Here is a 23861-nt window from a genome sequence, read left to right as displayed (position 1 = left end):
ATGCTGTGGCCAGGGACGGTAATCGGTGCGGTGGCCGGCTATTACGTTGCCAGTATCCCGGGGGCGATGCTGGGCGTGCTGCTGGGGCAGGTGGTGGACCGGCAGTTGCAGTTGCGCAGCTGGAAGGAATTGAGGGAGCGACTCAAGGGGCGTCCGACGCTGCGCAATGATGAGTTGCTATTCATCATGCTCGGGCGTCTGGCCAAGGCTGACGGTGTGGTTGCGCCTGGCCATATCCAGCAGGCCCGCCAGGAGATGCATGACCTGGGCATGAGCGAGGTGACCCAGCAGCGCGCCATTGCCTCGTTCAACCGGGGCAAGGGTGGCCAGGACGACCTGCGGGTTTCTCTGGAGCGCCTGGGTTCGCAGCCTCACGCGACCGAGGGCGTGCTGCGAGCGTGTTGGCGCATGGCCTGGGCTGACGGCCGCGCAGGCCGGCACGAGCGGGAGTTGATCGTGTTATGGGGCAGTTGGCTGGGCTGGTCGGTGGCGCGGGTGCAAGCCTTGTCCAGTGATTACGAGCCGCGCCAGCGGCCGCTTGCCAGCCGCGAGGGGGCCTATGAACAAGCCATGCGGCTGTTGGGCGTAGGGGCCAATACGGAGCCTGCGATGATCAAGCGCGCTTACCGTCGATTGCTCAGCCGCCACCACCCGGACAAGCTCGTCGGCGCTGGTGCCAGTCCCGCGCAACTGCGTGAGGCGACCGAGCGCACCCGCGAGCTGCACAATGCCTATACGCTGATCCGCGAGCAGCGGGACTTTCGCTGAGGCACGAGTTTCATTGAGGCGTCGGGCTCAGGAATCCCCTGACCCTGCGCGCTACCTGTTCTTCGTTGTCTGCACTGTTGCCGATGATCGGCGTCAGATTGACCTGCCGGTAGCCGTTGTCCTTGAGCCGCTTGCTCGCCTGCAAGCGCTGGTCGGCAGCCACTCGGGCCTGATTGCGGTCATTGAAGAAAATGTCCGCCGTTGGCACTTTCAGACCGGGCAGAAGTTGAACCAGGGTCTGGGTGGCGTCGGTGGGGGTTTTCGCAGCAATCATCACCAATTTCTGCACGTGCGGCCCTTGGCGCTCGTTGAGGTAACGGGCGGCCCAGTAGGCCCCCGTGCCGTGACCCACGAGGGCAATGCTGCGCGCACCTTTTTGCTGGGCGAAAGCCAGGCCAGCGTCGATCCGGGCAAAGATCCGCTCGGCATCGGCTTTTGTCTGATCCTGATTGGCGTCGTTTGCCGGTGGCTTGTAACCATTTTCGGCCCCAGGCGCGGTGGCTTTCTCCACACCCGCACCGGCGTCCGGCGGCGAAGACTTATTGTCCGAGCTGACGGGCCCGGCCGGTTGCTCGGCAGGCGCCACGGTGGGCAGGTCGCCACTGAGGTCCGGCAAGGTCAGGCTCAGTGAAGCCCAGTTGGCGTCGGGCATTTTGCGCCGCAGGGGCCCGACCGTGTTGGGCCAGTCGGCGGTTTCGCCAGCGCCCGGGACGATCACGACGGTGCCCTCCGGCGCGCCGCTGTTGGCCGGTTGCCAGAGGGCCAGGAAGTTATCGCCACCGGCCTGCAACTGTTGTTGCTCATCTGCCGGCAGTTGCCGCTGCAGGGCCAGTGCGTCTTCCTGACTGCGTTCAGGCAACGGTGCCATCGTATCAGGGGCGGCGGCTGGCGCAGCGGGTGCCGGGTCGGCGGCCAGCACGGGCAGGGCGATGCACAGCAGAGAGAGACAGAGCGCAGGCACTAGGGCGCGTTTGATCGTGCAGGCCGTGATGTTTTCCACGTCGATGAAAGGCATTGGGTGTTCCTGGCCAGTTCTAATCCCGGCAGACTAATGGTATTTACCCGAGACAGCCAAGCTTGTGTAGCTGTTCATTTCGTCGCGTGCCCCTGCCCAAGAGAGCTTCCATGACCGTTGTCCGTCACCTGCTGTGTATTGCCTGTCTGGTGCTCGGGGCGGGGCTCGTCGAAGTGGCTTGCGCGTCCGGCCCCGGCAATGCAACGGCAACTTTTGACGAGCCCCAGCGCCACTGGCTCGAACAGCACCCGGTGCTGCGGGTGGGGGTGGTGCTGCAGGCGCCTTACGCCCAGTATGATCGCCGCCAGCAGCAACTGTCGGGCCTCAACGTCGACATCACCAACTGCCTGGCCGCCGTGCTGGGGGTGCAATTGCAGTGGCACAACTACAACGACCCCGAGGCGCTTTTAGTGGCGCTGCAAAGCGGGGTCGTCGACTTTGCTCCGGGGCTGGCGCAAACCCCGGCCGGTCTGCGCCATTGGCTGTTCAGCGACCCTTACTTGCGGGTTTCACAACTGCTGGCAGGGCTGCGCGGCGGTGCCACCGGAGTGGACCTGGAACAACTGGACACCAGCGAGCCGATCGCCGTGCGTCAGCCATCGGCCGTTGCCGATTACCTGCGCACCACCTATCCCAGGCTGCCGCTGCAAGGTGTTACTCAGGATCGCCAAGCCTTGCAGGCAGTGGTGCTTCAGCAGTCCCGGTTTGCCGTGGTGGATGAAGCGCAGTTCAGTCGGCTGGCTCACGAGGCCGAGTTTACCGAGTTGGCAGTGGTCGCAGACATCGGTTTCCCCCAGTTGCTGCGCATAGGGTCGCGGCGTGACTGGCCCATGCTGGCGAATGTCCTGCAACAGGCCCTGCATGTGATCCCGGCCCGTGATTTCGATCAATGGCGCAAGCAATGGCTGCAACCGCAAACGCCGAAGCTCAGCGAGTCGCCCGGTTTCTGGGAGAATCTGTTCATACTGTTGCTGGTGCTGTTTTTTGCCAGTGCAGCCATTGTCATCGTCCAGCGCCGACGTTTGCAGCAGACCGAACGTGCCCTGTCGAGCGCGCGAGCCGACCTCCTCCTGCGTGAAACCGCCGAAGAGGCACTGCGTCTGACCCAGTTTTCCATCGAGCAGAGCACGGTGGGGATTCTCTGGGTCAACTGGGACAGCCGCGTGCGCTACGCCAACCCTGCGGCCGAACAGGTACTGGGTTACACCCGTGGCACTCTGGTTGACCGGCCGTTGAGCGATATCGAACCGGCGCTGAACATGGACCGCTGGATGGCCCGCTGGAAAAATGCGCGTCTTAACGAACAGGTCGCCCAGAGCTACGAAAGTCAGTGCATGCGCGCCGATGGCAGTGCGCTGCCGGTGGACCTGTCCTTGAGCTTCTTGCGCTCGCGGGATGCCGAGTACCTGGTGGTCTACCTCAGCGATATCAGCGAGCGGCGCCGCACGGTAGCCGCCTTGCAACAAAGCGAAGCGCAACTGCGCGAGCTCTCGGCCCATCTGGAAAGCGTGCGCGAAGAAGAAAAGGCCCGGATCGCCCGGGAAGTGCATGACGAACTGGGCCAGATGCTCACCGTGCTCAAGCTGGAGACCTCGATGTGCGAGTTGGCTCACGGGCATCTGGACGCCGGTCTGCAAGAACGACTGAACAGCATGAAGCGCCTGATCGCCCAGTTGTTCCAGTTGGTGCGCGACGTGGCCAGCGCCTTGCGCCCGCCGATTCTCGACGCCGGCATTGGCTCGGCCATTGAATGGCAGGCCCGGCGCTTCGAGGCGCGCACGCAGATCCCTTGTCTGGTGCGAGTGCCGGAGGTGGTGTCGGAGTTGGGCGATGCGAAGGCGATCGGTCTGTTCCGGATTCTTCAGGAGGCGCTGACCAATGTCATGCGTCACGCCCAGGCGCATACTGTGCAGATCAGCCTGAACCAAAGCCCTGGCGAGTTGTGCCTGACGATCAGTGATGATGGCCAGGGCTTCGATGCCCGGGCCCGGCGCGGCGCGTCCTTCGGGCTGGTGGGCATGCGCGAACGGGTGCTCATGCTCGGCGGCACGCTGGAGCTGGACAGCGAGCCGGGGGAGGGCACCAGCCTGACCGTGCGGGTGCCGTTCGATTGATCTTTTTTGAGCAGGATGGAGAGCCGCAGTGATTCGTGTATTGGTGGCTGAAGACCACACCATTGTCCGCGAGGGCATCAAGCAGCTGATCGGCATGGCGCCAGACCTGTTGGTGGTCGGTGAAGCCAGTCATGGCGAGCAACTGCTGGAAACCTTGCGCCATGTCCCGTGCGACGTGGTGTTGCTGGACATCTCCATGCCCGGGGTCAACGGCCTCGAAGCCATCCCGCGCATTCGCGCGCTGAGCAGTCCGCCGGCGATCCTGGTGTTGTCCATGCATGACGAAGCACAGATGGCCGCTCGGGCCCTGAAAAACGGCGCGGCCGGCTACGCCACCAAGGACAGTGACCCGGCGCTGCTGCTCACCGCTATTCGCCGGGTCGCGGCGGGCAGCCGCTATATCGATCCGGACCTGGCCGACCGGATGATCTTCGAGGTCGGCCTGACCGAATCGCGGCCATTGCACTCGCTGCTCTCCGAGCGCGAGTTCTCGGTGTTCGAGCGCCTCGCGCAAGGCGCCAACGTCAACGACATCGCTCAGCAACTGGCGCTGAGCAGCAAGACCATCAGCACCCACAAGGCGCGGCTGATGCAAAAGCTCAATGTCGCGTCATTGGCAGAGCTGGTGAAGTATGCAATGGAGCACAAGTTGGTCTGAAAGCGACCTTCAGATGCTGTTTTGCGCAAACCCTTCAATCGTCTCGATCCAGAAACGACAGGGCCTCATGAACACTTGATACACCGCCACCCGCGCAGGACCGAGCTTGCTGGGGAAGCAGGCCATATCGATTCCCCGGGCAAACTCGGTCCTGCCGAGGATGGCGTATCTGAATGCGCCATCCTTGTAGGGCAATCCCTACCCCAATCTCTCTCCTGTCCCGATGTGCCCCGGCTGTGGCCTTCACTACTCTGCGTGCACTGCTAGTCATGAACGCAAGGGTGTGGGTATGAGCGAGGTCGAAGCAAGCGCTGGGGCGAACGAGGTGCTGGTCAGTTTTCGTGGCGTGCAAAAGAGCTACGACGGTGAGCAGTTGATCGTCAAAGACCTCAACCTGGACATCCGCAAGGGCGAGTTTCTGACCCTGCTCGGGCCGTCGGGGTCGGGCAAGACCACCAGTCTGATGATGCTGGCCGGTTTCGAAACCCCGACTGCCGGGGAAATTCTCCTGGCCGGGCGTTCGATCAACCATGTGCCGCCCCACAAGCGTGACATCGGCATGGTGTTCCAGAACTACGCGCTGTTCCCGCACATGACCGTGGCCGAGAACCTGGCCTTTCCGTTGTCGGTGCGCAAATTGAGCAAGACCGACATCACCGAGCGGGTCAAGCGCGTGCTCGGCATGGTGCAGCTCGATGCCTTCGCCGCGCGCTATCCGGCGCAATTGTCCGGCGGCCAGCAACAGCGTGTGGCGCTGGCCCGTGCACTGGTGTTCGAGCCGCAGCTGGTGCTGATGGACGAACCCCTGGGGGCACTGGACAAACAACTGCGCGAACACATGCAGATGGAGATCAAGCATTTGCATCAACGCTTGGGCGTGACCGTGGTCTACGTGACCCACGATCAGGGCGAAGCGCTGACCATGTCCGACCGGGTCGCGGTGTTCCACCAAGGCGAGATCCAGCAGATCGATGCACCGCGCACCCTTTACGAATCCCCGAAGAACACCTTTGTCGCCAACTTCATCGGCGAGAACAACCGCCTCAGCGGGCAGTTGATCAGCCGGACCGGTGACCGCTGCCTGGTAGGGCTGCCCCGGGGCGAGCGGGTCGAGGCGCTGGCCATCAACGTAGGCCAGCCGGGGGCAGCGGTGACCCTCTCGGTGCGTCCTGAGCGGGTGCGCCTCAACGGTGCCAGCGATCTGTGCGTGAACCGCTTCTCCGGTCGCGTCGCCGAATTCGTCTATCTGGGCGATCACGTGCGTGTGCGCCTGGAAGTGTGCGGCCTGACCGATTTTTATGTGAAACAACCCATTGCCGAGCTCGATCCTGCGCTGGCCGTGGGGGACGTTGTGCCGCTGGGCTGGGAAGTCGAGCACGCTCGTGCGCTCGACCCATTGGAAAGTCATTAGAACAGGCCGACTCGTTCGCGCCACTGCCTCACCAACCTGCAATTTGGAGAGAACACCGATGCTCAAGCACCTCAAATTCACAGCCCTGACCCTGGGCATGCTGGCGGCAGCTCAGGTCATGGCTGCCGGCCCTGATCTGACGGTCGTCTCGTTTGGCGGGACCAACAAGGCGGCCCAGGTCAAGGCGTTCTACGAGCCGTGGGAAGCCGCAGGCAATGGCAAAATCATCGCTGGCGAGTACAACGGCGAGATGGCCAAGGTCAAAGCCATGGTCGACACCAAGAGCGTGACCTGGGACCTGGTGGAAGTCGAATCCCCCGAGCTGTCCCGCGGTTGCGACGAAGACATGTTCGAAACCCTTGACCCGAAAATGTTCGGCAACTCGGGTGACTACGTCAAAGGCGCCATCCAGACGTGCGGCGTCGGTTTCTTCGTCTGGTCCACCGTGCTGGCCTACAACGCCGATAAGTTGAAAACCGCACCGACCAGCTGGGCGGATTTCTGGGACACCAAGAAATTCCCCGGCAAGCGCGGCCTGCGCAAGGGTGCCAAGTACACCCTGGAATTCGCCTTGATGGCCGACGGCGTGGCACCCAAGGACGTCTACAAAGTGCTTGCCAGCAAAGACGGCCAAGACCGCGCCTTCAAGAAGCTCGACCAGCTCAAGCCTTACATCCAGTGGTGGGAAGCCGGTGCCCAGCCGCCGCAGTACCTGGCCTCGGGTGACGTGGTGATGAGCTCGGCCTACAACGGCCGCATCGCTGCCGTGCAGAAAGAGAGCAACCTGAAAGTGGTCTGGAACGGCGGCATCTACGACTTTGATGCGTGGGCTATCCCGAAGGGCGCAAAGAATGCCGAAGCGGCGAAGAAGTTCATTGCCTATTCGGTCTCCCCGGGGCAGCAGAAGATCTATTCGGAAAACATTGCCTACGGCCCGGCCAACACGCTGGCGGTGCCGCTGCTGGACAAGACTGTCTTGAAGGACATGCCGACCACCCCGGAAAACATCGCCAACCAGGTGCAGATCGACGTGAGCTTCTGGGCTGACAACGGCGAGCAGCTGGAACAGCGTTTCAACGCCTGGGCTGCCAAGTAAGTCACGGCAACACCGTCATGCCGCGCACCGCAAGGCGCGCGGCCATCGCTGCAAGGGTTCAAGGAGTTCTCGATGGCCCTCACCGTACCGCTGGCCGATGTCACTGGCCCCAGCCTGAAGCAACGCCTGGCCCGTGCCGAGCGGGTCAACCGCTGGAAGGCGCAAGCCTTGATCGCGCCATTGGTGCTCTTCCTTCTGTTGGTGTTTCTGGTGCCCATCGTGGCGCTGTTGTACAAAAGCGTCGAAAACCCGGAAGTGGTGGGGGCCTTGCCCCGTACCGTGGCAGCCATTGCCCATTGGGATGGCCGCGGCCTGCCCGACGAGCCGGTCTATCTGGCCCTGAGCGAAGATCTGGCTCAGGCCCGCAAAGAACAGAAACTTGGCGACTTGTCCAAACGCCTGAACATGGAATTGGCCGGCTACCGCAGCCTGCTGATGAAAACCGGCCGCGCATTGCCCTTCAATGGTACGCCGGCCTCTTATAAAGAAGCCCTGGAAAACCTCGACGAGCGCTGGGGCGATCCGGCCTATTGGCAGGCCATTCGGCGTAACGGCAGCAGCGTCACGGCGTATTACCTGCTGGCCTCGGTGGACCATCGCATCGACGACTCCGGCCAGGTGGCCCCGGCGACCCCGGACCAGGCTATTTACCTGGACATCTTCGCCCGGACTTTCTGGATGGGCCTGGTAATCACGTTGATCTGCCTGGTGCTGGCCTACCCGTTGGCGTACCTCCTGGCCAATCTCCCGGCCCGGCGCAGCAATCTGCTGATGATCATGGTGCTGTTGCCTTTCTGGACTTCGATTCTGGTGCGCGTGGCGGCCTGGATCGTCCTGCTGCAATCGGGTGGCCTGATCAACAGCGCACTGATGGCCATGGGCATCATCGATCACCCGCTGGAATTGGTGTTCAACCGGGTCGGCGTGTACATCTCCATGGTTCACATTCTGCTGCCATTCATGATTCTGCCGATCTACAGCGTGATGAAGGGCATTTCGCCCACCTACATGCGCGCCGCCATCTCCCTGGGCTGCCATCCCTTCGCCAGCTTCTGGCGGGTGTATTTCCCACAGACCTATGCCGGTGTCGGCGCCGGCTGCCTGCTGGTGTTCATTCTGGCGATTGGTTACTACATCACCCCGGCCTTGCTGGGCAGCCCGAACGATCAGATGGTCAGCTACTTCGTGGCGTTCTACACCAACGTCAGCATCAACTGGGGCATGGCCACGGCGCTGGGCGGTTTGCTGCTGTTGGCAACGGTGGTGCTCTACCTGATCTACAACAAATTGGTCGGTGCCAGCCGCCTGCGCCTGAGCTGAGGAGCGTCATCATGTCGAGCAGCCCTTACCTGTCGCCCATCGAACGCATCTGGTTCTACAGCCTGCGCATTTTGTGTGGCCTCATCCTGTTGTTCCTGATCTTGCCGGTGCTGGTGATCATTCCGTTGTCGTTCAACGGCGGCAGTTTTCTGGTCTATCCGCTGCAGGGGTTTTCCCTGCATTGGTACCAGGATTTCTTCACCTCGGATGAATGGATGCGCGCCCTGCGCAACAGCGTCATCGTTGCCCCGGCGGCCACCGTGCTGGCCATGGTCTTCGGTACATTGGCTGCCATTGGCCTGACCCGTGGCAACTTCCCCGGCAAAGCGCTGGTGATGGCCCTGGTGATTTCGCCGATGGTGGTGCCGGTGGTGATCGTCGGTGTGGCCAGCTACCTGTTCTTTGCGCCGCTTGGCCTGGGCAACAGCTTTGTTTCGTTGATCCTGGTGCATGCGGTGCTGGGTGTGCCCTTCGTGATCATCACCGTGTCGGCTACGCTGCAAGGTTTCAACCATAACCTGGTGCGGGCAGCCGCCAGCCTGGGGGCCGCGCCGCTGGAGACCTTCTTTCGGGTGACCTTGCCGTTGATTGCCCCCGGGGTAATCAGCGGGGCGCTGTTCGCTTTTGCCACCTCGTTCGACGAAGTGGTGGTGACGCTGTTCCTCGCCGGACCCGAACAGGCGACCCTGCCACGCCAGATGTTCAGCGGCATTCGCGAAAACCTGAGCCCCACCATCGCGGCGGCGGCGACCTTGCTCATCGCCTTTTCGGTGGTGTTGCTGCTGACCCTGGAGTGGCTGCGCGGGCGCGGCGAGAAGTTGCGCACGGCGGCCTGATGGCCTGATCGCGGTGCGGGTGATGTACAATGCGCCCCACCGTGATTCCAGCCAACAGGTGCGTCATGCAGCCTTTCTTCATAGCTCCGTCCATTCTTTCTGCAGATTTCGCCCGCCTGGGTGAAGAAGTCGACAAGGTTCTCGCCGCCGGCGCGGACATGATCCATTTCGATGTCATGGACAATCACTATGTGCCCAACCTGACCATCGGCCCGATGGTCTGCGCGGCGTTGCGCAAGTACGGCGTGACCGCACCGATCGACGTGCACCTGATGGTCAGCCCTGTGGACCGTATCATTGGCGACTTCATCGAAGCCGGTGCCAGCTCCATCACCTTCCATCCCGAGGCGACCCTGCACATCGACCGCTCGTTGCAGTTGGTGCGTGAAGGCGGCTGCAAGTCTGGCCTGGTGTTCAACCCGGCCACGCCTCTGAGCCTGCTGGAGTACGTGATGGACAAGGTCGACATGATCCTGCTCATGAGCGTCAACCCGGGCTTCGGTGGGCAGAAATTCATCCCTGGCACCCTGACCAAGCTGCGTGAAGCGCGCGCCTTGATCGACGCCAGCGGACGTGACATTCGCCTGGAGATCGACGGCGGCGTCAATGTGGCCAATATCCGCGAGATCGCCGCCGCTGGCGCTGATACCTTCGTTGCCGGCTCGGCCATTTTCAATGCGCCGAACTACCGTGAAGTGATCGAGCAGATGCGCGCGGAACTGGCTCTCGCCCGCGCATGAGTGCCTTCGCCCAGCTGTTCTCCGGCAACCTGCCGAAACTGGTGATGTTCGATCTGGACGGCACCTTGGTGGATTCGGTACCGGACCTCGCCGCAGCGGTCAATGTCGTAATGGCGCAAATGGACCGTGCGCCGGTGGCGCTGGAGTCGGTGCGCCACTGGGTCGGCAACGGCGCGCGGGTGCTGGTGCGCCGGGCGTTGGCCGGCCAGCTGGAGCACGAGGCGGTGGACGAAGCCGAAGCCGAGCAGGCGCTGGCGCTGTTCATGGAGGCCTACGCGGACAACCATGAATTGACCGTGGTGTACCCCGGCGTGGTCGAAACCTTGAAGTGGCTGCGCAAGCGCAAGGTGCCGATGGCCATGATCACCAACAAGCCCGAGCGTTTTGTCGCGCCTCTGCTGGACGAGTTGAAGCTGGGCCGTTATTTCAAGTGGATCATCGGGGGTGACACCCTGCCCCAGCAGAAACCGGACCCGGCGGCGCTGTTTTTTGTGATGAAAATGGCCGGCGTGCCGGCTCACCAGGCGCTGTTCGTGGGCGACTCGCGCTCCGATGTCCAGGCGGCCAAAGCCGCCAATGTGCCTTGCGTGGCCTTGAGCTATGGCTATAACCATGGCCGGCCGATTGCCGACGAGTCGCCGGCCATGGTCATCGACGATCTGCGAGCGCTGATCCCCGGTTGCGCAGATTCGGCCGCTGAGATAACGTTGGCGGACGATTTTTCCCCCTGCCGTAGAGATTCCATCGTGGTGGTCACCCGCAAACTCTGGATGAAAGTCATCAAGGCCTTGGCCCGCTGGCGTTGGCGCGCCTGACTTTCATCCGCCGGCTTGTGTGCCGGCACGTTTGCCTACCCGACCGTTTGCCCCTCATGCCACGAGGCTGATCATGATCCGCGAAGAATTCCTGCGTTTGGCCGCTGCCGGCTATAACCGTGTCCCCCTTGCCCGCGAAACCCTGGCTGACTTCGACACGCCGTTGTCGATCTACCTGAAACTGGCCGACGAGCCCAACTCCTATCTGCTGGAGTCGGTGCAGGGCGGTGAAAAGTGGGGCCGTTATTCGATCATCGGCCTGCCATGCCGCACCGTATTGCGGGTGCACGACTATCACGTGAGCATCACCTGCGACGGCGTCGAAGTCGAAAGCCACGACGTCGAAGACCCGCTGGCCTTCGTCGAAGCCTTCAAGGCGCGTTACAACGTGCCAACCATCCCGGGCCTGCCGCGCTTCAATGGTGGCCTGGTGGGGTATTTCGGTTATGACTGTGTGCGCTATGTCGAGAAGCGCCTGGGCCAGTCGCCGAATCCGGACCCGCTGGGCGTCCCCGATATCCTGCTGATGGTATCCGATGCGGTGGTGGTGTTCGACAACCTCGCCGGCAAGATGCACGCCATCGTCCTGGCGGATCCTGCAGACGCCGAAGCCTACGACCTCGGCCAGGCGCAACTCGATGCCTTGATGGACAAGCTGCGTCAGCCCATTACCCCGCGTCGCGGGCTTGACCTGGATCGTCCCGCTGCCGCCGAGCCCGTGTTCCGCTCCAGCTTTACCCAGAACGACTATGAGCGGGCTGTCGATACCATCAAGGAATACATCCTCGCGGGCGACTGCATGCAAGTCGTACCGTCGCAACGGATGACCATCGACTTCGAGTCGGCACCCATCGATCTGTACCGCGCCCTGCGTTGCTTCAACCCGACGCCCTATATGTACTTTTTCAATTTCGGCGATTTCCACGTGGTGGGCAGCTCGCCGGAAGTGCTGGTCCGGGTCGAAGACAACCTGATTACCGTGCGCCCTATCGCCGGCACCCGCCCGCGCGGTGCCACCGAAGAGGCGGACCACGCTCTGGAAGTGGACCTGCTGTCGGACGAGAAGGAAATTGCCGAGCATTTGATGCTGATCGACCTGGGCCGCAACGATACCGGGCGGGTGTCCGAGATCGGTTCAGTGCGCCTGACCGAGAAAATGGTCATCGAGCGTTATTCGAATGTGATGCACATCGTGTCAAACGTCACCGGACATCTGAAGGAAGGCCTCACGGCCATGGACGCGCTGCGGGCGATCCTGCCGGCGGGCACCCTGTCTGGCGCGCCGAAGATCCGCGCCATGGAAATCATCGATGAACTGGAACCGGTCAAGCGTGGCGTCTATGGCGGCGCGGTGGGTTACCTGGCCTGGAACGGCAACATGGACACCGCCATCGCCATTCGCACGGCGGTGATCAAGGATGGCGAGCTGCATGTGCAGGCCGGCGGCGGCATCGTCGCCGATTCGGTGCCTGCAGCGGAGTGGGAAGAAACCCTGAACAAGCGCCGCGCGATGTTCCGTGCCGTAGCGCTGGCCCAACAAACTTCCGACTTCGACGCCTGAGGCCCACCACCATGTTGCTCATGATCGACAATTACGACTCCTTTACCTACAACGTCGTGCAATACCTGGGCGAGCTCGGTGCCGATGTCAAAGTCATTCGCAATGACGAGCTGACCCTGGCAGAAATAGAAGCGCTGGCGCCGGAACGCATCGTCGTATCCCCCGGCCCGTGCACCCCGTCCGAGGCCGGCGTATCCCTTGAAGTCATCAAGCACTTCGCCGGCAAGCTGCCGATTCTCGGCGTCTGCCTCGGGCATCAATCCATCGGCCAGGCGTTCGGTGGTGATGTGGTCCGTGCGAGGCAGGTCATGCATGGCAAGACCAGTCCGGTGACCCATCAGGATCAAGGGGTGTTCGAGGGCTTGAATCATCCGCTGACCGTGACCCGTTATCACTCGCTGGTGGTCAAGCGCGACACCTTGCCCGCCTGCCTCGAAGCCACCGCGTGGACCGAGCTGGAAGACGGCTCGGTGGACGAGATCATGGGCCTGCGGCACAAGACGCTGAACATCGAAGGGGTGCAGTTTCACCCCGAGTCGATCCTGAGCGAGCAGGGCCATGAACTGTTCGCCAACTTTCTCAAGCAGACCGGCGGCAGCCGCTCGAACAAGGGCTGATCATGGACATCAAGCAAGCGCTGGCGCGTATCGCCGAACAACTGGACCTGACCACCGACGAAATGCGCGATGTCATGCGCCAGATCATGACGGGCCAATGCACGGAGGCGCAGATCGGTGCATTCATGATGGGCATGCGCATGAAAAGCGAAACCATCGACGAAATCGTCGGTGCCGTTTCGGTGATGCGTGAACTGGCCAGCCAGGTCGAGCTCAAGACCCTCGATCACGTCGTGGACATCGTGGGCACCGGCGGTGACGGCGCGAACATTTTCAACGTTTCCACCGCCTCGTCCTTCGTCATTGCCGCCGCTGGCGGTACGGTGGCCAAGCACGGCAACCGCGCGGTCTCGGGCAAAAGCGGCAGTGCCGACTTGCTCGAAGCGGCGGGCGTATTTCTCAACCTGACGCCGGTTCAAGTGGCTCGCTGCATCGACAGCGTCGGCATCGGCTTCATGTTTGCCCAGCAGCACCATAGCGCCATGCGCTTTGCCGCCATCCCCCGTCGGGATTTGGGCTTGCGCACGCTGTTCAATATGCTTGGCCCGTTGACCAATCCGGCCGGGGTCAAGCATCAGGTCGTTGGTGTTTTCAATCAGGCACTTTGCCGACCCTTGGCTGAAGTGTTGCAGCGCCTGGGCAGCAAACATGTGCTGGTGGTTCATTCCAAGGACGGCCTGGATGAGTTCAGCCTGGCCGCGCCGACGTTCGTGGCGGAGCTGAAGCAGGGTGAAATCAGCGAGTATTGGGTCGAGCCCGAAGATCTGGGCATCAAGAGCCAGACGTTGCATGGCCTGGCCGTGGACGGTCCAGCCGCTTCGCTCGAGCTGATTCGCGACGCCCTGGGCCGTCGCAAGACCGAAAATGGTCAGAAAGCGGCGGAAATGATTATCCTCAACGCTGGGGCCGCGTTGTATGCCGCCGATCTCGCCAGCAGCCTGAAAGAGGGCGTGGCGTTGGCCCACGACGCTCTGCACACGGGCCTGGCCCGGGAAAAGCTCGACGAGCTGGGTGCCTTTACTGCGGTATTCAAGTTGGAGAACGAGCAATGACAGCGTTCAAGGTACCGACCGTGCTGGAGAACATCCTGGCGCGCAAGGCTGAGGAAGTGGTCGAGCGCAAAGGGCAAGTAACGCTGGCCGACTTGCAGGCAAGGCTGGCTGGCGCTTCCGCGCCACGGGGTTTCGCTCAGGCATTGATTGCACAAGCGGCGCGCAAACAGCCCGCCGTGATCGCCGAGGTCAAGAAGGCTTCGCCCAGCAAAGGCGTGATCCGTGAGCATTTTGTTCCTGCGGACATCGCACGCAGCTACGAGAAGGGCGGAGCGACTTGCCTGTCCGTGCTCACCGACGTGGATTATTTCCAGGGCGCCGATCTCTATCTGCAGCAGGCGCGCGAGGCGTGCAAGTTGCCGGTGATCCGCAAGGATTTCATGATCGACCCCTATCAGATCGTCGAGTCACGGGTGCTGGGTGCAGACTGCATTCTGCTGATCGTCGCCGCACTGGACGATGGCCACCTGAGCGAACTGGCTGCTGCTGCGAAAAGCGTCGGGCTTGATGTGCTGGTGGAAGTCCACGACGGTCTCGAACTGGACCGTGCCTTGAAGTTGCTGGACAGCCCGCTGCTGGGTGTCAACAACCGCAATTTGCATACCTTCGAAGTCAGCCTGGAAAACACACTGGATTTGTTGCCGCGGATTCCGCGGGACAAGTTGGTGATCACTGAAAGCGGCATCCTCAACCGGGCCGACGTCGAACTGATGGAAATCAGTGAGGTGTATTCTTTTCTGGTGGGCGAGGCCTTTATGCGCGCCGAAAGCCCGGGAGCCGAATTGCAACGGTTGTTCTTCCCGGAGCGAGTGCCGCAGAACATCGTGCCGGGGCTGGACTGATCAGCGTGTTGCAGCGGCTCACTGTCGAGGCCGGCCTTCAGGCCGAGCAAGCGCTGCTGGCGGATGTCTGCGCCGGGCACCTGGCCAGTGGTTTATTGTTCTGGCAGCCGCTTGATCGGGCTTTGGTCATGCCCCGGCGTATGAGCCGCCTGGCCGAATTCGAACCTGCCTGCAACGCCGTCCAGGCCTCGGGCTGGCCGGTGTTGCTTAGAGAAACTGGCGGTGAGCCGGTACCCCAGTCGCCGGCCACGCTCAATATCGCCCTGGTGTACGTGGCGCCCAAGGCCGAAGGGGATCTGAATCGTATCGAAACGGCGTATCAGCGCCTGTGCCAACCATTGTGCGATGTGTTGCAGGGTTGGGGCGGCGAGGCGTCGCTGGGAGAAATTGACGGGGCTTTCTGTGACGGGCGCTACAACGTCAATTTGAATGGGCGTAAATGGGTGGGCACCGCGCAGCGTTGGCGGCAAGGCTTGAACGGAGCCCGGCCGGTGGTGCTGGTTCATGGTGCTGCTCTGTTGGATAACGAGCGCGAGTCGATGGTGGACGCGGTCAATCTGTTCAATGAACGCTGTGCACTGGAGCAGCGTTGCCGCGCGGCAAGCCACATTGCCTTGCATGAGGTGTTTCCAGGGGGACCTTTGCTGGAAAAGCTGACAGCGGCTTTTACGCGGATTCTCTCCCAGGTTTAGCGCGTACCGAACACCACCATGGTCTTGCCTTTGACGTGCACGAGGCTGCGCTCCTCCAGATCTTTCAACACCCTGCCGACCATCTCCCGCGAACACCCGACGATACGGCCGATTTCCTGGCGCGTGATCTTGATCTGCATGCCATCAGGATGGGTCATCGCGTCTGGCTGCTTGCACAACTCCAGCAGGCAGCGAGCAACCCGTCCGGTCACATCGAAAAATGCCAGATCGCCCACCTTGCGGGTGGTATCACGCAGGCGCTTGGCCATTTGGCTGCCGAGGGCATAGAGAATTTCGGGCTCTTGATCGGCTAACTCGCGAAATTTGCTGTAACTGATCTCTGCCACTTCGCATTCGGTTCTGGCGCGTACCCAGGCACTGCGCTCATGGTCGTCACCCACAGGTTCAAACAGGCCCATTTCGCCAATGAAGTCGCCAGGGTTGAGGTAAGCGATGATCATTTCGCGGCCATCTTCATCCTCGATGAGAATGGTGACGGACCCTTTCAAAATGAAAGACACCGTCTGCGAATGCTCGCCGGCGCAAATGATATTGGTCTTCGCGCGAAAACTGCGCCGCTGGCAATGCACCAGAAGTCGGTCGATGTTCTTAATTTTGGGGCGGGGCGCGACCATGCTCTGAATTCCGGGGAAAGCAGTGAATGACATCATATTGACGTCATGGGTTTGGCGAAGCTTACCAGAGGGTGTGAACTGTATCTCTTTATTTAACGGCCACTCATCGCACGACTTGAGGCCATTGTGATAGGGGGGGATGGATCGGCCTGTTGAATAGCCTGTGCTAAGCTGGCCGCCATTTTTATCAACGGGAGTCCCGGTAATGAAAGCGCGTATTCAGTGGGCCGGTGAGTCGATGTTTCTCGGCGAGTCGGGCAGTGGCCATGTGGTGGTGATGGATGGCCCGCCGGAAAGCGGTGGTCGCAACCTGGGCGTACGGCCCATGGAAATGGTGCTGATCGGCCTGGGAGGGTGCAGCAACTATGACGTGGTCAGCATCTTGAAGAAGGCTCGCCAGCCGATCGAGAGCTGCGAAGCTTTTCTGGAAGCTGAACGGGCCAATGAAGACCCGAAGGTGTTTACCAAGATCCACCTGCATTTCGTGGTCAAGGGGCGGGGCTTGAAAGAGGCGCAGGTCAAGCGTGCCATCGAGCTGTCAGCCGAGAAATACTGCTCGGCTTCGATCATGCTGGGCGCTGCAGGAGTGGAAATCACTCACGATTACGAAATTGTCGAGCTGGGCTGATCAGCAGGGCCCCTGCATGACCGAGCGTGCTTGGGAAAAAGGTTCCCGAGCATGCTCGGTCATGCAGGGGCCGGCGCGCGTAGGTTGAAGTGCCGCCAATCAAACCCGATAAGTACTTTTGGTCATGAGCTTGGCCAATAAACTCATGCCGAACTTGATTGGCGCCGGAAAGCGATAGCCCCCGGCGTCCAGTGCAGACTCCGCATGCTGCTGCTCATCCGTGCGCATCTGCTCGAGAATCGCCCGGGATTTTTCATCCCCGGACGGCAGGGTCACCAGATGCTCATCCAGATGCTTGCACACCTGATCCTCGGTGGCTGCCACGAACCCCAGGCTGATCTTGTCGCTGATCAGCCCGGCCGCAGCGCCGATGCCGAATGACATGCCATAGAACAGCGGGTTGAGAATGCTGGTGTGGCTGCCAAGCTGGCGGATCCGTTGATCACACCAGGCCAAGTGATCCACCTCTTCTTCTGCGGCGTGTTCCATGGCCTTGCGCACCTCAGGCAACTTGGCCGTCAGCGCCTGGCCTTGGTACAAGCCCTGAGCACAGACTTCGCCCGTATGGTTGATGCGCATCAAGCCGGCCGCGTGACGGCTGTCCTCTTCGCTCATCTGGCTGTCGGGTTGCACGATGGCGGGGGACGGTCGCGCGGGTTGGCCGCTGAATGGGAGCAGCGTGCGCATTGCGGTGTCGGCCTGCAGCAACAGCCGGTCAATGGGCGAGTAATGACGTTCGGTGGCCATGGGCACCTCCACTATGAGATTCATGATGCGGTTGCGGAGACAGGCTCAGCCCGGTGGCCAGTTCATCTGGCGCTGCCCCAGCACATGCATATGGATATGGTAGACGGTCTGGCCACCCAGTTCGTTACAGTTCATGACCACTCGGAAGCCCTCCTCGCAACCCAACTCCAGCGCCAGACGTTGGGCAGTGAGTAGAAGATGACCGGCCAGCGCCTTGTCGTCCTCGGTCAGGTCGTTTAGCGTGCGCACCGGCTTTTTCGGGATGACCAGAAAGTGTACCGGCGCTTGCGGCGCGATGTCGTGGAAGGCCAGGACCTGGTCATCCTCATAGATGATCTTCGCCGGGATTTCCCGATTGATGATCTTGGTGAACAGAGTATCCACTGCGTTTTCTCCTGGGTTACAGACGCGTCCAGTGTATCAGGCCGTGTGGTTTACAACGGCTGGTGCGGTCGGAACATCTTGTTGATCGTGCCGGCGAGCTTGCGCGTGAGCCAGCGGCTGGTCAAACGAGGTGCCCTGGCGAGCCAGCGATTGCGCTTGCCGGGAATGATGATGGCGCGGTTGCGGGCGAGGGCGCGCACGGTGTACAGGGCAACTTCCTCCGGGCTCATGCAACGGGCGGCTCGCAAGCGGCCGATCACCCGGTGAGGTGACAGGACAGGGCCCGGACAAAGGACCGAGACCTTGATTCCGGTTTGCCGCAGTTCCTCGCGCAGGGCTTCGGAGAAACTCAGCACGTAGGCCTTGCTGGCCGCATAGCTGGCCATCCATGGGCCTGGCTGAAACCCGGCGATCGACGCCACGTTCAGAATCTGCCCGCCACCGTGCACGGCCATGCGGTTGCCGATGGCGTGACACAGCCGGGTCAGGGCAAGGATGTTGAGTTCGATCAAGTCCTGTTCGTCTGCCCATTCCTGCGCCAGGAAGTGCCCGTAGCTGCGAATGCCCGCACAATTGACCAGCAGATCGATGCGCCGGTCGCTCTCCTCTATTTCCAGCAAAAAGCCGGACAGGCGCAGCGGTTCGCCCAGATCGCAGGCGCGAAAGAGCACCTCTACGCCAAAGCGCTGGGTGAGTTCGGTCGCGATGCTTTCCAATGGGTCACGTTGGCGCGCGACCAGCAACAAAGGGTATCCCCGGCGTGCCAGTGCCTCGGCCATGGCCAGTCCCAGACCGCTGGACGCGCCGGTGATCAATGCGTAACTCGGCATGCAGCTCTCCGTGCCTTCAATGCCGGCTAGTTTACAGGCCTGCGAGGTGCCACGGTCGCTGGCGTTCCTTTAAAAAGGTTTCACGACCACGAGGATCACGATGGCCAACAGGATCAGCACCGGGACTTCGTTGAACCAACGATAGAATGTGTGGCTGCGTGTATTTTCGCCGCGGGCAAAACGCTTGAGCTGCGCACCACACATATGGTGGTAGCCGATCAAAATGACCACTAGCGCGAGCTTGGCGTGCAACCAGCCCTGCGTCATCCAGCCCGGGGAAAGAACGATCATCCAGATGCCGAAGGCAAGGCTGGCGATCATCGAGGGCAGCATGATGCCCCGGTAGAGCTTGCGTTCCATGATGCAAAAGCGTTCGTGGCTGATGCTGTCGTTGCTGGAGGCGTGGTAGACGAACAGGCGTGGCAGGTAGAACAGCCCGGCAAACCAGCAGACGACACTGACGATGTGCAGGGCTTTGATCCATAGATAGAGCATTCGAGTAATTTCCCAGGTTCACGGTAGCGCGATAGTAGTGGCTGCGGCAGGCAGCGTCACCCTGAGGGGGCGCGTTTGTCGGTACCGAGAAATGTCATGCTGGACAATAGTTGACCAATTTTGTCGGGGAAGAGGATAATGAGTGTCATCAGGCTATATGACGGCAATGTGCCGGGAGATTATCCGCATGACTGTTGAATCCTTTACGCCTACGGCCCTGCAATTCACCCAAGGGGCTGCTTCCAAGGTAAAGAACCTGGTCGACGAAGAAGGCAATGACCGCCTCAAGCTGCGGGTATTCGTCACCGGTGGTGGATGCTCGGGTTTCCAGTACGGCTTCACCTTTGATGAGGACGTGGCCGATGATGACACTATTGTCGAACGCGAAGGCGTCAGTCTGGTGGTCGACCCGATGAGCTTTCAATACCTGGCCGGTGCCGAGGTGGATTACCAGGAAGGCCTGGAAGGTTCACGCTTTGTGATCAATAACCCGAATGCCTCGACCACCTGTGGTTGCGGTCAGTCGTTTTCGATCTGATCGGGCTTGTTTCACCTGCAAACGCCGCGCTTCTTGCGCGGCGTTTTGCATTGCGGTGTCCGATCACGCCGGGTAGATCGCGCCCAGCACTCGCAGGCCTTTTGCACCCGTGACGCTGGGGCGATTGGCGGCAATGCCTTCGAGGCAGCAGTGGGCCAGCCAGGCGAAGGCCATGGCTTCGACCCAATCAGGATCGACGCCGACGAGGGCGGTGCTGGCCACTCGCGTGGCAGGCAGCAGTGTCGCCAAACGGTCAAGCAGTGCCTTGTTGTGCGCGCCGCCGCCGCATACCAGCAATTGGCGGGTCTCGCGCTGGGCGGTCTGCAGCGACTGAACAATGGTCAATGCGGTCAGCTCGAGCAGGGTCGCCTGCACATCTTCGTTGCTGATCGGTCCCGCATGCGCCAGGTGCTGCTGGAGCCACGGCAAGTTGAAGACTTCGCGGCCGGTGCTTTTCGGGCCAGTGCCGGCAAAAAAAGGATCGCTCATCAGTGCTTTCAGGAGCGTCGAGGACACATGGCCGCTGGCTGCCCAGTCACCGTTGCGGTCAAACGCCACGCCTTGCTTGAGGTCGATCCACGCATCCAGTAGCACATTGCCGGGCCCACAGTCGAATCCGCTGACCCCGGCACCGGGTGTGATGAGGCTCAGGTTGCTGAAGCCACCGACGTTCAGAACGGCACGCTCATCGGCTGATTCGGTAAACAGGGCTTCGTGGAAAGCGGGTACCAGCGGCGCGCCCTGGCCTCCGGCCGCGACGTCACGCCGCCGAAAATCACCGACCACAGTGACGCCGGTCAGCTCGGCCAGCAGCGCCGGGTTGCCGATCTGCACGGTAAACCCGCGAGCGGGCTCGTGGCGTATGGTCTGGCCATGGCTACCGATCGCGGTGATGTCTTGGGCAGTGAGTCGTTGCGCGTCGAGCAGATGCGCAATGCCTTGCGCGGCCAAAGTGACCCAGGCATTCTCGGCGAGGGCGCTACGGGCAACTTCGTCGACACCGCTGCTGCACAGCGCCAGCAATTGGCTGCGCAGTTCGGCGGGCATCGGCACGTAATACGTGGCCAGCAAGCGTGTATGTTGTTGCTGTTCGATCAGGGCAATGTCCAGCCCGTCCAGGCTGGTACCCGACATCACACCTATATAGAGGCTCATGGTTTATCGCTTGCTCGCCAGCAGGGTGGATTTTTCCTGTTCCATGCGCGCCATCAAGGGTTGGCTTTGCTGTTGGAACCGGTTTTTTTCGCTCCTGGCGATCGGGTCGGCCATCGGGATCTTCTGGCCCAGCGGGTCGACGTGAACGCCATTGACCTGGAATTCATAGTGCAAGTGCGGTCCGGTGGACAGGCCGGTGGTACCGATATAGCCGATGACCTGGCCCTGCTTGACGCTCACGCCGCTGTGAATCCCCTTGGCAAATCCCTGCATGTGCCCATAGAGCGTACGGTAGGTCTTGCCGTGCTGAATGATGACGGTATTGCCATAGCCGCCCTTGCGGCCGGCGAGGAACACCTTGCCATCACCGGTGGCCTTGATCGGCGTGCCTCGCGGAGCGGCGTAGTCCACACCCATGTGCGCGCGAATCGTGTTCAGGATCGGGTGCTTGCGCTCCAGCGAGAAGCGCGAACTGATGCGCGCGTAATCGACGGGCGTCCGAATGAAGGCCTTGCGCAGGCTGTTGCCATCGGCGCTGTAGTAGCTGGTGTTGCCTTGGTGGTTAGTGTAGCGCACGGCGGTGTAGGTCTTGCCGCGGGTGGTAAAGCGCGCCGAGAGGATGCTGCCGGTGCCGATGACCTTGCCATTGAGCACGCGTTGCTCATAGATCGCGTCGAACTCGTCGCCAGGGTGGATATCCTGGGCGAAATCCACGTCGTAGCCGAAGATGCTGGTCATGTCCATGATCTGGGCGTGGCTCAGGCCGGCCCGTTGGGCGGCCAGCGACAGTGATGTGGTGATCACGCCGTGGGCGTAGGCCTGACGCACAATGGGTTTGACGACGTCGCGGGTAAAGGCGAAGCCCTTGGCGGTCCTGTCGAGGCGGATGGTTTCGGTCTCGCTGATCGTGCTGTGCAGGCTTTGCAGATCGCCGGCATCGCTGAGTTCGAATTGCAGAACCTGACCGTTCTTGAGTTGCGAGAACTGCTTGGCCTGACGGTCGCTGGCCAGCACGTCATGAACGACACCAGGGGCCAGACCGGCTTCGGCGAAAAGGGTCGACAGGGTATCGCCCTTGGCCACTTTGACCTCGCGGTGCCCGGGACTTTTGGGTGTGGAAGCGACTGTCGGTGCAACGGTCTGGGCAGCGTTCTCGGCTTCGCTCTGGCCGTTGTCGATCTGGGCGAAGGGGGAGGGGGCGTTTGAAGGTGTTTCGCTGGTGTCGACGTCCTGCTCTTCCTTCAGACGGTCCGCCGGGGTCAGTACGTCAAGGTTGTTGGAGGTTCGTTTGGCTTCCACTTCGCTGGACGGAAATACCAGCAGGGCCAGGCTGAGAAGGGCGGCTATGCCGCTGGCGGCCAATAGATGGCTCTTCGGATAAAGCGGGGGCGCTTTAGTCGGTTCGGTGGTCATAGGTGATTTTTGGCTTTGGAATAAATGAAAAGGAGAAGATGAATGACATGATGAAGATGAAATAACTGTATAAAATATAACCAAATCGTCATCTAGGCAAGCGTGTGGGCGTCACATCGACCCTCTCGGGTCGCGGTCGCGGGCACACCTTGTATTTGACGGTTGATCTTGTATGGTTGAACCCCTTTGAAATCTGAGCCTGTGGGTCCCTTTATATGAAGTCGGTTGAAGAGCAGCTGGCGCTGATCAAGCGCGGCGCCGAAGAGGTGTTGGTCGAGTCCGAGTTGGTCGAGAAGCTCAAGCGTGGGCAGCCCCTGCGCATCAAGGCAGGTTTCGATCCAACGGCTCCCGATCTGCACCTGGGGCACACGGTTTTGATCAACAAGCTACGCCAGTTCCAGGAGTTGGGTCATCAGGTGGTCTTCCTGATTGGTGATTTCACCGGGATGATCGGCGACCCCAGCGGCAAGAGTGCGACGCGCCCGCCGCTCACTCGCGAGCAAGTATTGTCGAATGCCGAGACCTACAAGGCTCAGGTGTTCAAGATCCTTGACCCGGCCAAGACCGAGGTGGCGTTCAACTCCACCTGGATGGATCAATTCAGTCCCGCCGACTTCATTCGCCTGGCGTCCCAGTACACCGTGGCGCGGATGCTGGAGCGCGACGACTTCGATAAGCGCTATAGCTCGAACCAGCCCATTGCCATTCATGAGTTTCTGTACCCGCTGGTTCAGGGCTACGACTCTGTGGCTTTGAAGGCGGATGTCGAGCTGGGCGGTACTGACCAGAAATTCAACCTGCTGATGGGGCGCGAGTTGCAGCGCTCCTATGGGCAGGAGGCGCAGAACATTCTGACCATGCCGTTGCTCGAGGGGCTGGACGGTGTGAAGAAGATGTCCAAGTCGTTGAACAACTACGTTGGCATTCAGGAGGCGCCGGGGGTGATGTACAGCAAGCTGGTGTCCATCCCTGATGCATTGATGTGGCGTTACTTCGAGCTGCTGAGCTTCCGCTCGATGGATGAGATCAATCAGTTCAAGGTCGATGTAGACACTGGCGCCAATCCGCGCGACATCAAGATCAAGCTGGCCGAAGAGATCGTGGCGCGGTTTCACGGTGAAGAAGCGGCAGCCAACGCGCACCGTGGTGCTGGCAACCGCATGAAGGATGGTGAATTGCCGGATGATCTACCTGAGGTCGTGATCACTGCGTCCGAGGCGATGCCCATTGCTGCCGTCCTTAACAAGGCGGGGCTGGTGAAGAACTCGGCCGCGGCACGCGACCTGCTGGCGGCGGGTAGCGTGCGTATAGATGGTGAAGCGGCTGATCGCGGGTTTGTCTTCGCGCTGGGCAAGACCCACGTCTGCCAGGCTGGGAAGAAGGCTTTTGCCCGTATCACCCTTAAACCCGAATAAAGTTGAAAGGGGGGCTTGACGCCCCTTCAGATCTCTCTATAATTCGCCCCACTTCCGGCGCAGACGAAACGAAAAACCTCTTGT

The 23861-nt window shown here is 61.2% G+C and carries 25 protein-coding genes; 17 read left to right on the top strand and 8 right to left on the bottom strand.

Translation table 11 applies throughout. The features are described from left to right. The gene (locus tag HB675_RS24385) at positions 1-768 is read left to right on the top strand and encodes a TerB family tellurite resistance protein (RefSeq protein ID WP_213881723.1); all 768 of its coding nucleotides are present in this window, start codon (positions 1-3) and stop codon (positions 766-768) included. A 10-nt stretch (positions 769-778) separates the two neighbouring features. Here the strand turns inward: HB675_RS24385 and HB675_RS24380 are convergent, their stop codons facing one another. Beyond that, a complete protein-coding gene (locus tag HB675_RS24380) occupies positions 779-1783 on the bottom strand; it encodes an alpha/beta hydrolase family protein (RefSeq protein ID WP_213881722.1) in 1005 nt (334 codons plus the stop codon). A 110-nt stretch (positions 1784-1893) separates the two neighbouring features. Here HB675_RS24380 and HB675_RS24375 point away from each other — a divergent pair, with 110 nt between their 5' ends. The 13 genes from HB675_RS24375 (at position 1894) to HB675_RS24315 (ending at position 15537) form a co-directional block, all read left to right on the top strand. Continuing rightward, entirely contained in the window at positions 1894-3897 is a 2004-nt protein-coding gene (locus tag HB675_RS24375) for a transporter substrate-binding domain-containing protein (protein ID WP_213881721.1), read from the top strand. Between the two features lie 28 nt (positions 3898-3925). Next, positions 3926-4555 (top strand): response regulator, encoded by a 630-nt coding sequence (locus tag HB675_RS24370; RefSeq protein ID WP_213881720.1) that lies wholly within the window; start codon positions 3926-3928, stop codon positions 4553-4555. 289 nt (positions 4556-4844) lie between these two features. Continuing rightward, positions 4845-5966, top strand: a complete 1122-nt coding sequence (locus tag HB675_RS24365) for an ABC transporter ATP-binding protein (RefSeq protein ID WP_213881719.1) — start codon at positions 4845-4847, stop codon at positions 5964-5966. Between the two features lie 58 nt (positions 5967-6024). Beyond that, positions 6025-7062 (top strand): ABC transporter substrate-binding protein, encoded by a 1038-nt coding sequence (locus HB675_RS24360; RefSeq protein ID WP_213881718.1) that lies wholly within the window; start codon positions 6025-6027, stop codon positions 7060-7062. A 72-nt stretch (positions 7063-7134) separates the two neighbouring features. Further along, on the top strand, positions 7135-8382 hold the full coding sequence (locus HB675_RS24355) for an ABC transporter permease (RefSeq protein WP_213881717.1): 1248 nt from the start codon (positions 7135-7137) through the stop codon (positions 8380-8382). 11 nt (positions 8383-8393) lie between these two features. Then, a complete protein-coding gene (locus tag HB675_RS24350; protein WP_213881716.1) occupies positions 8394-9218 on the top strand; it encodes an ABC transporter permease in 825 nt (274 codons plus the stop codon). A gap of 65 nt (positions 9219-9283) precedes the next feature. Further along, positions 9284-9958 (top strand): ribulose-phosphate 3-epimerase, encoded by a 675-nt coding sequence (rpe, locus tag HB675_RS24345; RefSeq protein ID WP_213881715.1) that lies wholly within the window; start codon positions 9284-9286, stop codon positions 9956-9958. Next, positions 9955-10773 carry a phosphoglycolate phosphatase gene (locus HB675_RS24340; RefSeq protein ID WP_213881714.1) on the top strand — a complete coding sequence of 273 codons (819 nt, stop codon included), beginning with the start codon at positions 9955-9957 and terminating at the stop codon, positions 10771-10773. The genes rpe and HB675_RS24340 overlap by 4 nt, the downstream gene beginning before the upstream one ends. A gap of 73 nt (positions 10774-10846) precedes the next feature. Next, positions 10847-12334 (top strand): anthranilate synthase component I, encoded by a 1488-nt coding sequence (trpE, locus tag HB675_RS24335; RefSeq protein ID WP_213881713.1) that lies wholly within the window; start codon positions 10847-10849, stop codon positions 12332-12334. Between the two features lie 11 nt (positions 12335-12345). Further along, positions 12346-12951: an aminodeoxychorismate/anthranilate synthase component II gene (locus HB675_RS24330; protein ID WP_213881712.1), complete on the top strand. Its 606-nt coding sequence runs from the start codon at positions 12346-12348 to the stop codon at positions 12949-12951. 2 nt (positions 12952-12953) lie between these two features. Further along, positions 12954-14003 (top strand): anthranilate phosphoribosyltransferase, encoded by a 1050-nt coding sequence (gene trpD, locus HB675_RS24325; protein WP_213881711.1) that lies wholly within the window; start codon positions 12954-12956, stop codon positions 14001-14003. Then, on the top strand, positions 14000-14845 hold the full coding sequence (gene trpC, locus HB675_RS24320; RefSeq protein ID WP_213881710.1) for an indole-3-glycerol phosphate synthase TrpC: 846 nt from the start codon (positions 14000-14002) through the stop codon (positions 14843-14845). Before trpD ends, trpC begins: the two co-directional genes overlap by 4 nt. A gap of 5 nt (positions 14846-14850) precedes the next feature. Further along, positions 14851-15537 carry a lipoate--protein ligase family protein gene (locus HB675_RS24315; RefSeq protein WP_345945797.1) on the top strand — a complete coding sequence of 229 codons (687 nt, stop codon included), beginning with the start codon at positions 14851-14853 and terminating at the stop codon, positions 15535-15537. Here the strand turns inward: HB675_RS24315 and crp are convergent. Further along, positions 15534-16172: a cAMP-activated global transcriptional regulator CRP gene (gene crp / locus HB675_RS24310; RefSeq protein WP_213881709.1), complete on the bottom strand. Its 639-nt coding sequence runs from the start codon at positions 16170-16172 to the stop codon at positions 15534-15536. The two genes, HB675_RS24315 and crp, sit on opposite strands and share 4 nt — an antisense overlap. Before the next feature lie 205 nt (positions 16173-16377). Here crp and HB675_RS24305 point away from each other — a divergent pair, with 205 nt between their 5' ends. Further along, positions 16378-16800: an OsmC family protein gene (locus HB675_RS24305; RefSeq protein ID WP_213881708.1), complete on the top strand. Its 423-nt coding sequence runs from the start codon at positions 16378-16380 to the stop codon at positions 16798-16800. 99 nt (positions 16801-16899) lie between these two features. Here the strand turns inward: HB675_RS24305 and coq7 are convergent, their stop codons facing one another. The 4 genes from coq7 to hemJ all read right to left on the bottom strand — a co-directional run bounded on the left by coq7 (position 16900) and on the right by hemJ (position 19256). Continuing rightward, positions 16900-17547: a 2-polyprenyl-3-methyl-6-methoxy-1,4-benzoquinone monooxygenase gene (gene coq7 / locus HB675_RS24300; RefSeq protein WP_213881707.1), complete on the bottom strand. Its 648-nt coding sequence runs from the start codon at positions 17545-17547 to the stop codon at positions 16900-16902. A 45-nt stretch (positions 17548-17592) separates the two neighbouring features. Beyond that, the gene (locus HB675_RS24295; RefSeq protein WP_213881706.1) at positions 17593-17931 is read right to left on the bottom strand and encodes an HIT domain-containing protein; all 339 of its coding nucleotides are present in this window, start codon (positions 17929-17931) and stop codon (positions 17593-17595) included. A gap of 50 nt (positions 17932-17981) precedes the next feature. After that, complete coding sequence (locus HB675_RS24290) at positions 17982-18761, bottom strand: SDR family oxidoreductase (protein WP_213881705.1); 780 nt, start codon at positions 18759-18761, stop codon at positions 17982-17984. A gap of 69 nt (positions 18762-18830) precedes the next feature. Next, positions 18831-19256, bottom strand: a complete 426-nt coding sequence (gene hemJ, locus HB675_RS24285; RefSeq protein ID WP_213881704.1) for a protoporphyrinogen oxidase HemJ — start codon at positions 19254-19256, stop codon at positions 18831-18833. Positions 19257-19443: 187 nt separating this feature from the next. Between hemJ and erpA the strand changes: the two genes are divergently transcribed. Continuing rightward, a complete protein-coding gene (erpA, locus tag HB675_RS24280; protein ID WP_213881703.1) occupies positions 19444-19794 on the top strand; it encodes an iron-sulfur cluster insertion protein ErpA in 351 nt (116 codons plus the stop codon). Positions 19795-19857: 63 nt separating this feature from the next. On the opposite strand, the gene HB675_RS24275 is transcribed toward erpA, so the two are convergent. Both HB675_RS24275 and HB675_RS24270 read right to left on the bottom strand, forming a co-directional pair. Further along, positions 19858-20949 (bottom strand): anhydro-N-acetylmuramic acid kinase, encoded by a 1092-nt coding sequence (locus HB675_RS24275; RefSeq protein WP_213881702.1) that lies wholly within the window; start codon positions 20947-20949, stop codon positions 19858-19860. 3 nt (positions 20950-20952) lie between these two features. Next, entirely contained in the window at positions 20953-22362 is a 1410-nt protein-coding gene (locus HB675_RS24270; protein ID WP_213881701.1) for a peptidoglycan DD-metalloendopeptidase family protein, read from the bottom strand. A gap of 215 nt (positions 22363-22577) precedes the next feature. Here HB675_RS24270 and tyrS point away from each other — a divergent pair, with 215 nt between their 5' ends. After that, a complete protein-coding gene (gene tyrS, locus HB675_RS24265; RefSeq protein ID WP_213881700.1) occupies positions 22578-23777 on the top strand; it encodes a tyrosine--tRNA ligase in 1200 nt (399 codons plus the stop codon). Positions 23778-23861: the final 84 nt, after the last annotated feature.

It is taken from the genome of Pseudomonas sp. dw_358, assembly GCF_018449655.1.
GTDB lineage: Bacteria > Pseudomonadota > Gammaproteobacteria > Pseudomonadales > Pseudomonadaceae > Aquipseudomonas.
Note: the sequence above shows the minus strand (reverse complement) of the source record. Positions and strands in the feature narration are given on the sequence as shown.

Excerpts from the sequence above, each read along its gene's own strand:
- trpE (WP_213881713.1), top strand. The coding sequence starts at position 10,847 with ATGATCCGCGAAGAATTCCTGCGTTTGGCCGCTGCCGGCTATAACCGT.
- HB675_RS24290 (WP_213881705.1), bottom strand. The coding sequence starts at position 18,761 with ATGCCGAGTTACGCATTGATCACCGGCGCGTCCAGCGGTCTGGGACTG.
- rpe (WP_213881715.1), top strand. The coding sequence starts at position 9,284 with ATGCAGCCTTTCTTCATAGCTCCGTCCATTCTTTCTGCAGATTTCGCC.
- HB675_RS24350 (WP_213881716.1), top strand. The coding sequence starts at position 8,394 with ATGTCGAGCAGCCCTTACCTGTCGCCCATCGAACGCATCTGGTTCTAC.
- tyrS (WP_213881700.1), top strand. The coding sequence starts at position 22,578 with ATGAAGTCGGTTGAAGAGCAGCTGGCGCTGATCAAGCGCGGCGCCGAA.
- trpD (WP_213881711.1), top strand. The coding sequence starts at position 12,954 with ATGGACATCAAGCAAGCGCTGGCGCGTATCGCCGAACAACTGGACCTG.
- erpA (WP_213881703.1), top strand. The coding sequence starts at position 19,444 with ATGACTGTTGAATCCTTTACGCCTACGGCCCTGCAATTCACCCAAGGG.
- HB675_RS24270 (WP_213881701.1), bottom strand. The coding sequence starts at position 22,362 with ATGACCACCGAACCGACTAAAGCGCCCCCGCTTTATCCGAAGAGCCAT.
- HB675_RS24385 (WP_213881723.1), top strand. The coding sequence starts at position 1 with ATGCTGTGGCCAGGGACGGTAATCGGTGCGGTGGCCGGCTATTACGTT.
- HB675_RS24365 (WP_213881719.1), top strand. The coding sequence starts at position 4,845 with ATGAGCGAGGTCGAAGCAAGCGCTGGGGCGAACGAGGTGCTGGTCAGT.
- HB675_RS24330 (WP_213881712.1), top strand. The coding sequence starts at position 12,346 with ATGTTGCTCATGATCGACAATTACGACTCCTTTACCTACAACGTCGTG.
- HB675_RS24275 (WP_213881702.1), bottom strand. The coding sequence starts at position 20,949 with ATGAGCCTCTATATAGGTGTGATGTCGGGTACCAGCCTGGACGGGCTG.
- HB675_RS24355 (WP_213881717.1), top strand. The coding sequence starts at position 7,135 with ATGGCCCTCACCGTACCGCTGGCCGATGTCACTGGCCCCAGCCTGAAG.
- HB675_RS24380 (WP_213881722.1), bottom strand. The coding sequence starts at position 1,783 with ATGCCTTTCATCGACGTGGAAAACATCACGGCCTGCACGATCAAACGC.
- trpC (WP_213881710.1), top strand. The coding sequence starts at position 14,000 with ATGACAGCGTTCAAGGTACCGACCGTGCTGGAGAACATCCTGGCGCGC.
- HB675_RS24360 (WP_213881718.1), top strand. The coding sequence starts at position 6,025 with ATGCTCAAGCACCTCAAATTCACAGCCCTGACCCTGGGCATGCTGGCG.
- hemJ (WP_213881704.1), bottom strand. The coding sequence starts at position 19,256 with ATGCTCTATCTATGGATCAAAGCCCTGCACATCGTCAGTGTCGTCTGC.
- crp (WP_213881709.1), bottom strand. The coding sequence starts at position 16,172 with ATGGTCGCGCCCCGCCCCAAAATTAAGAACATCGACCGACTTCTGGTG.
- HB675_RS24375 (WP_213881721.1), top strand. The coding sequence starts at position 1,894 with ATGACCGTTGTCCGTCACCTGCTGTGTATTGCCTGTCTGGTGCTCGGG.
- HB675_RS24305 (WP_213881708.1), top strand. The coding sequence starts at position 16,378 with ATGAAAGCGCGTATTCAGTGGGCCGGTGAGTCGATGTTTCTCGGCGAG.
- coq7 (WP_213881707.1), bottom strand. The coding sequence starts at position 17,547 with ATGGCCACCGAACGTCATTACTCGCCCATTGACCGGCTGTTGCTGCAG.
- HB675_RS24340 (WP_213881714.1), top strand. The coding sequence starts at position 9,955 with ATGAGTGCCTTCGCCCAGCTGTTCTCCGGCAACCTGCCGAAACTGGTG.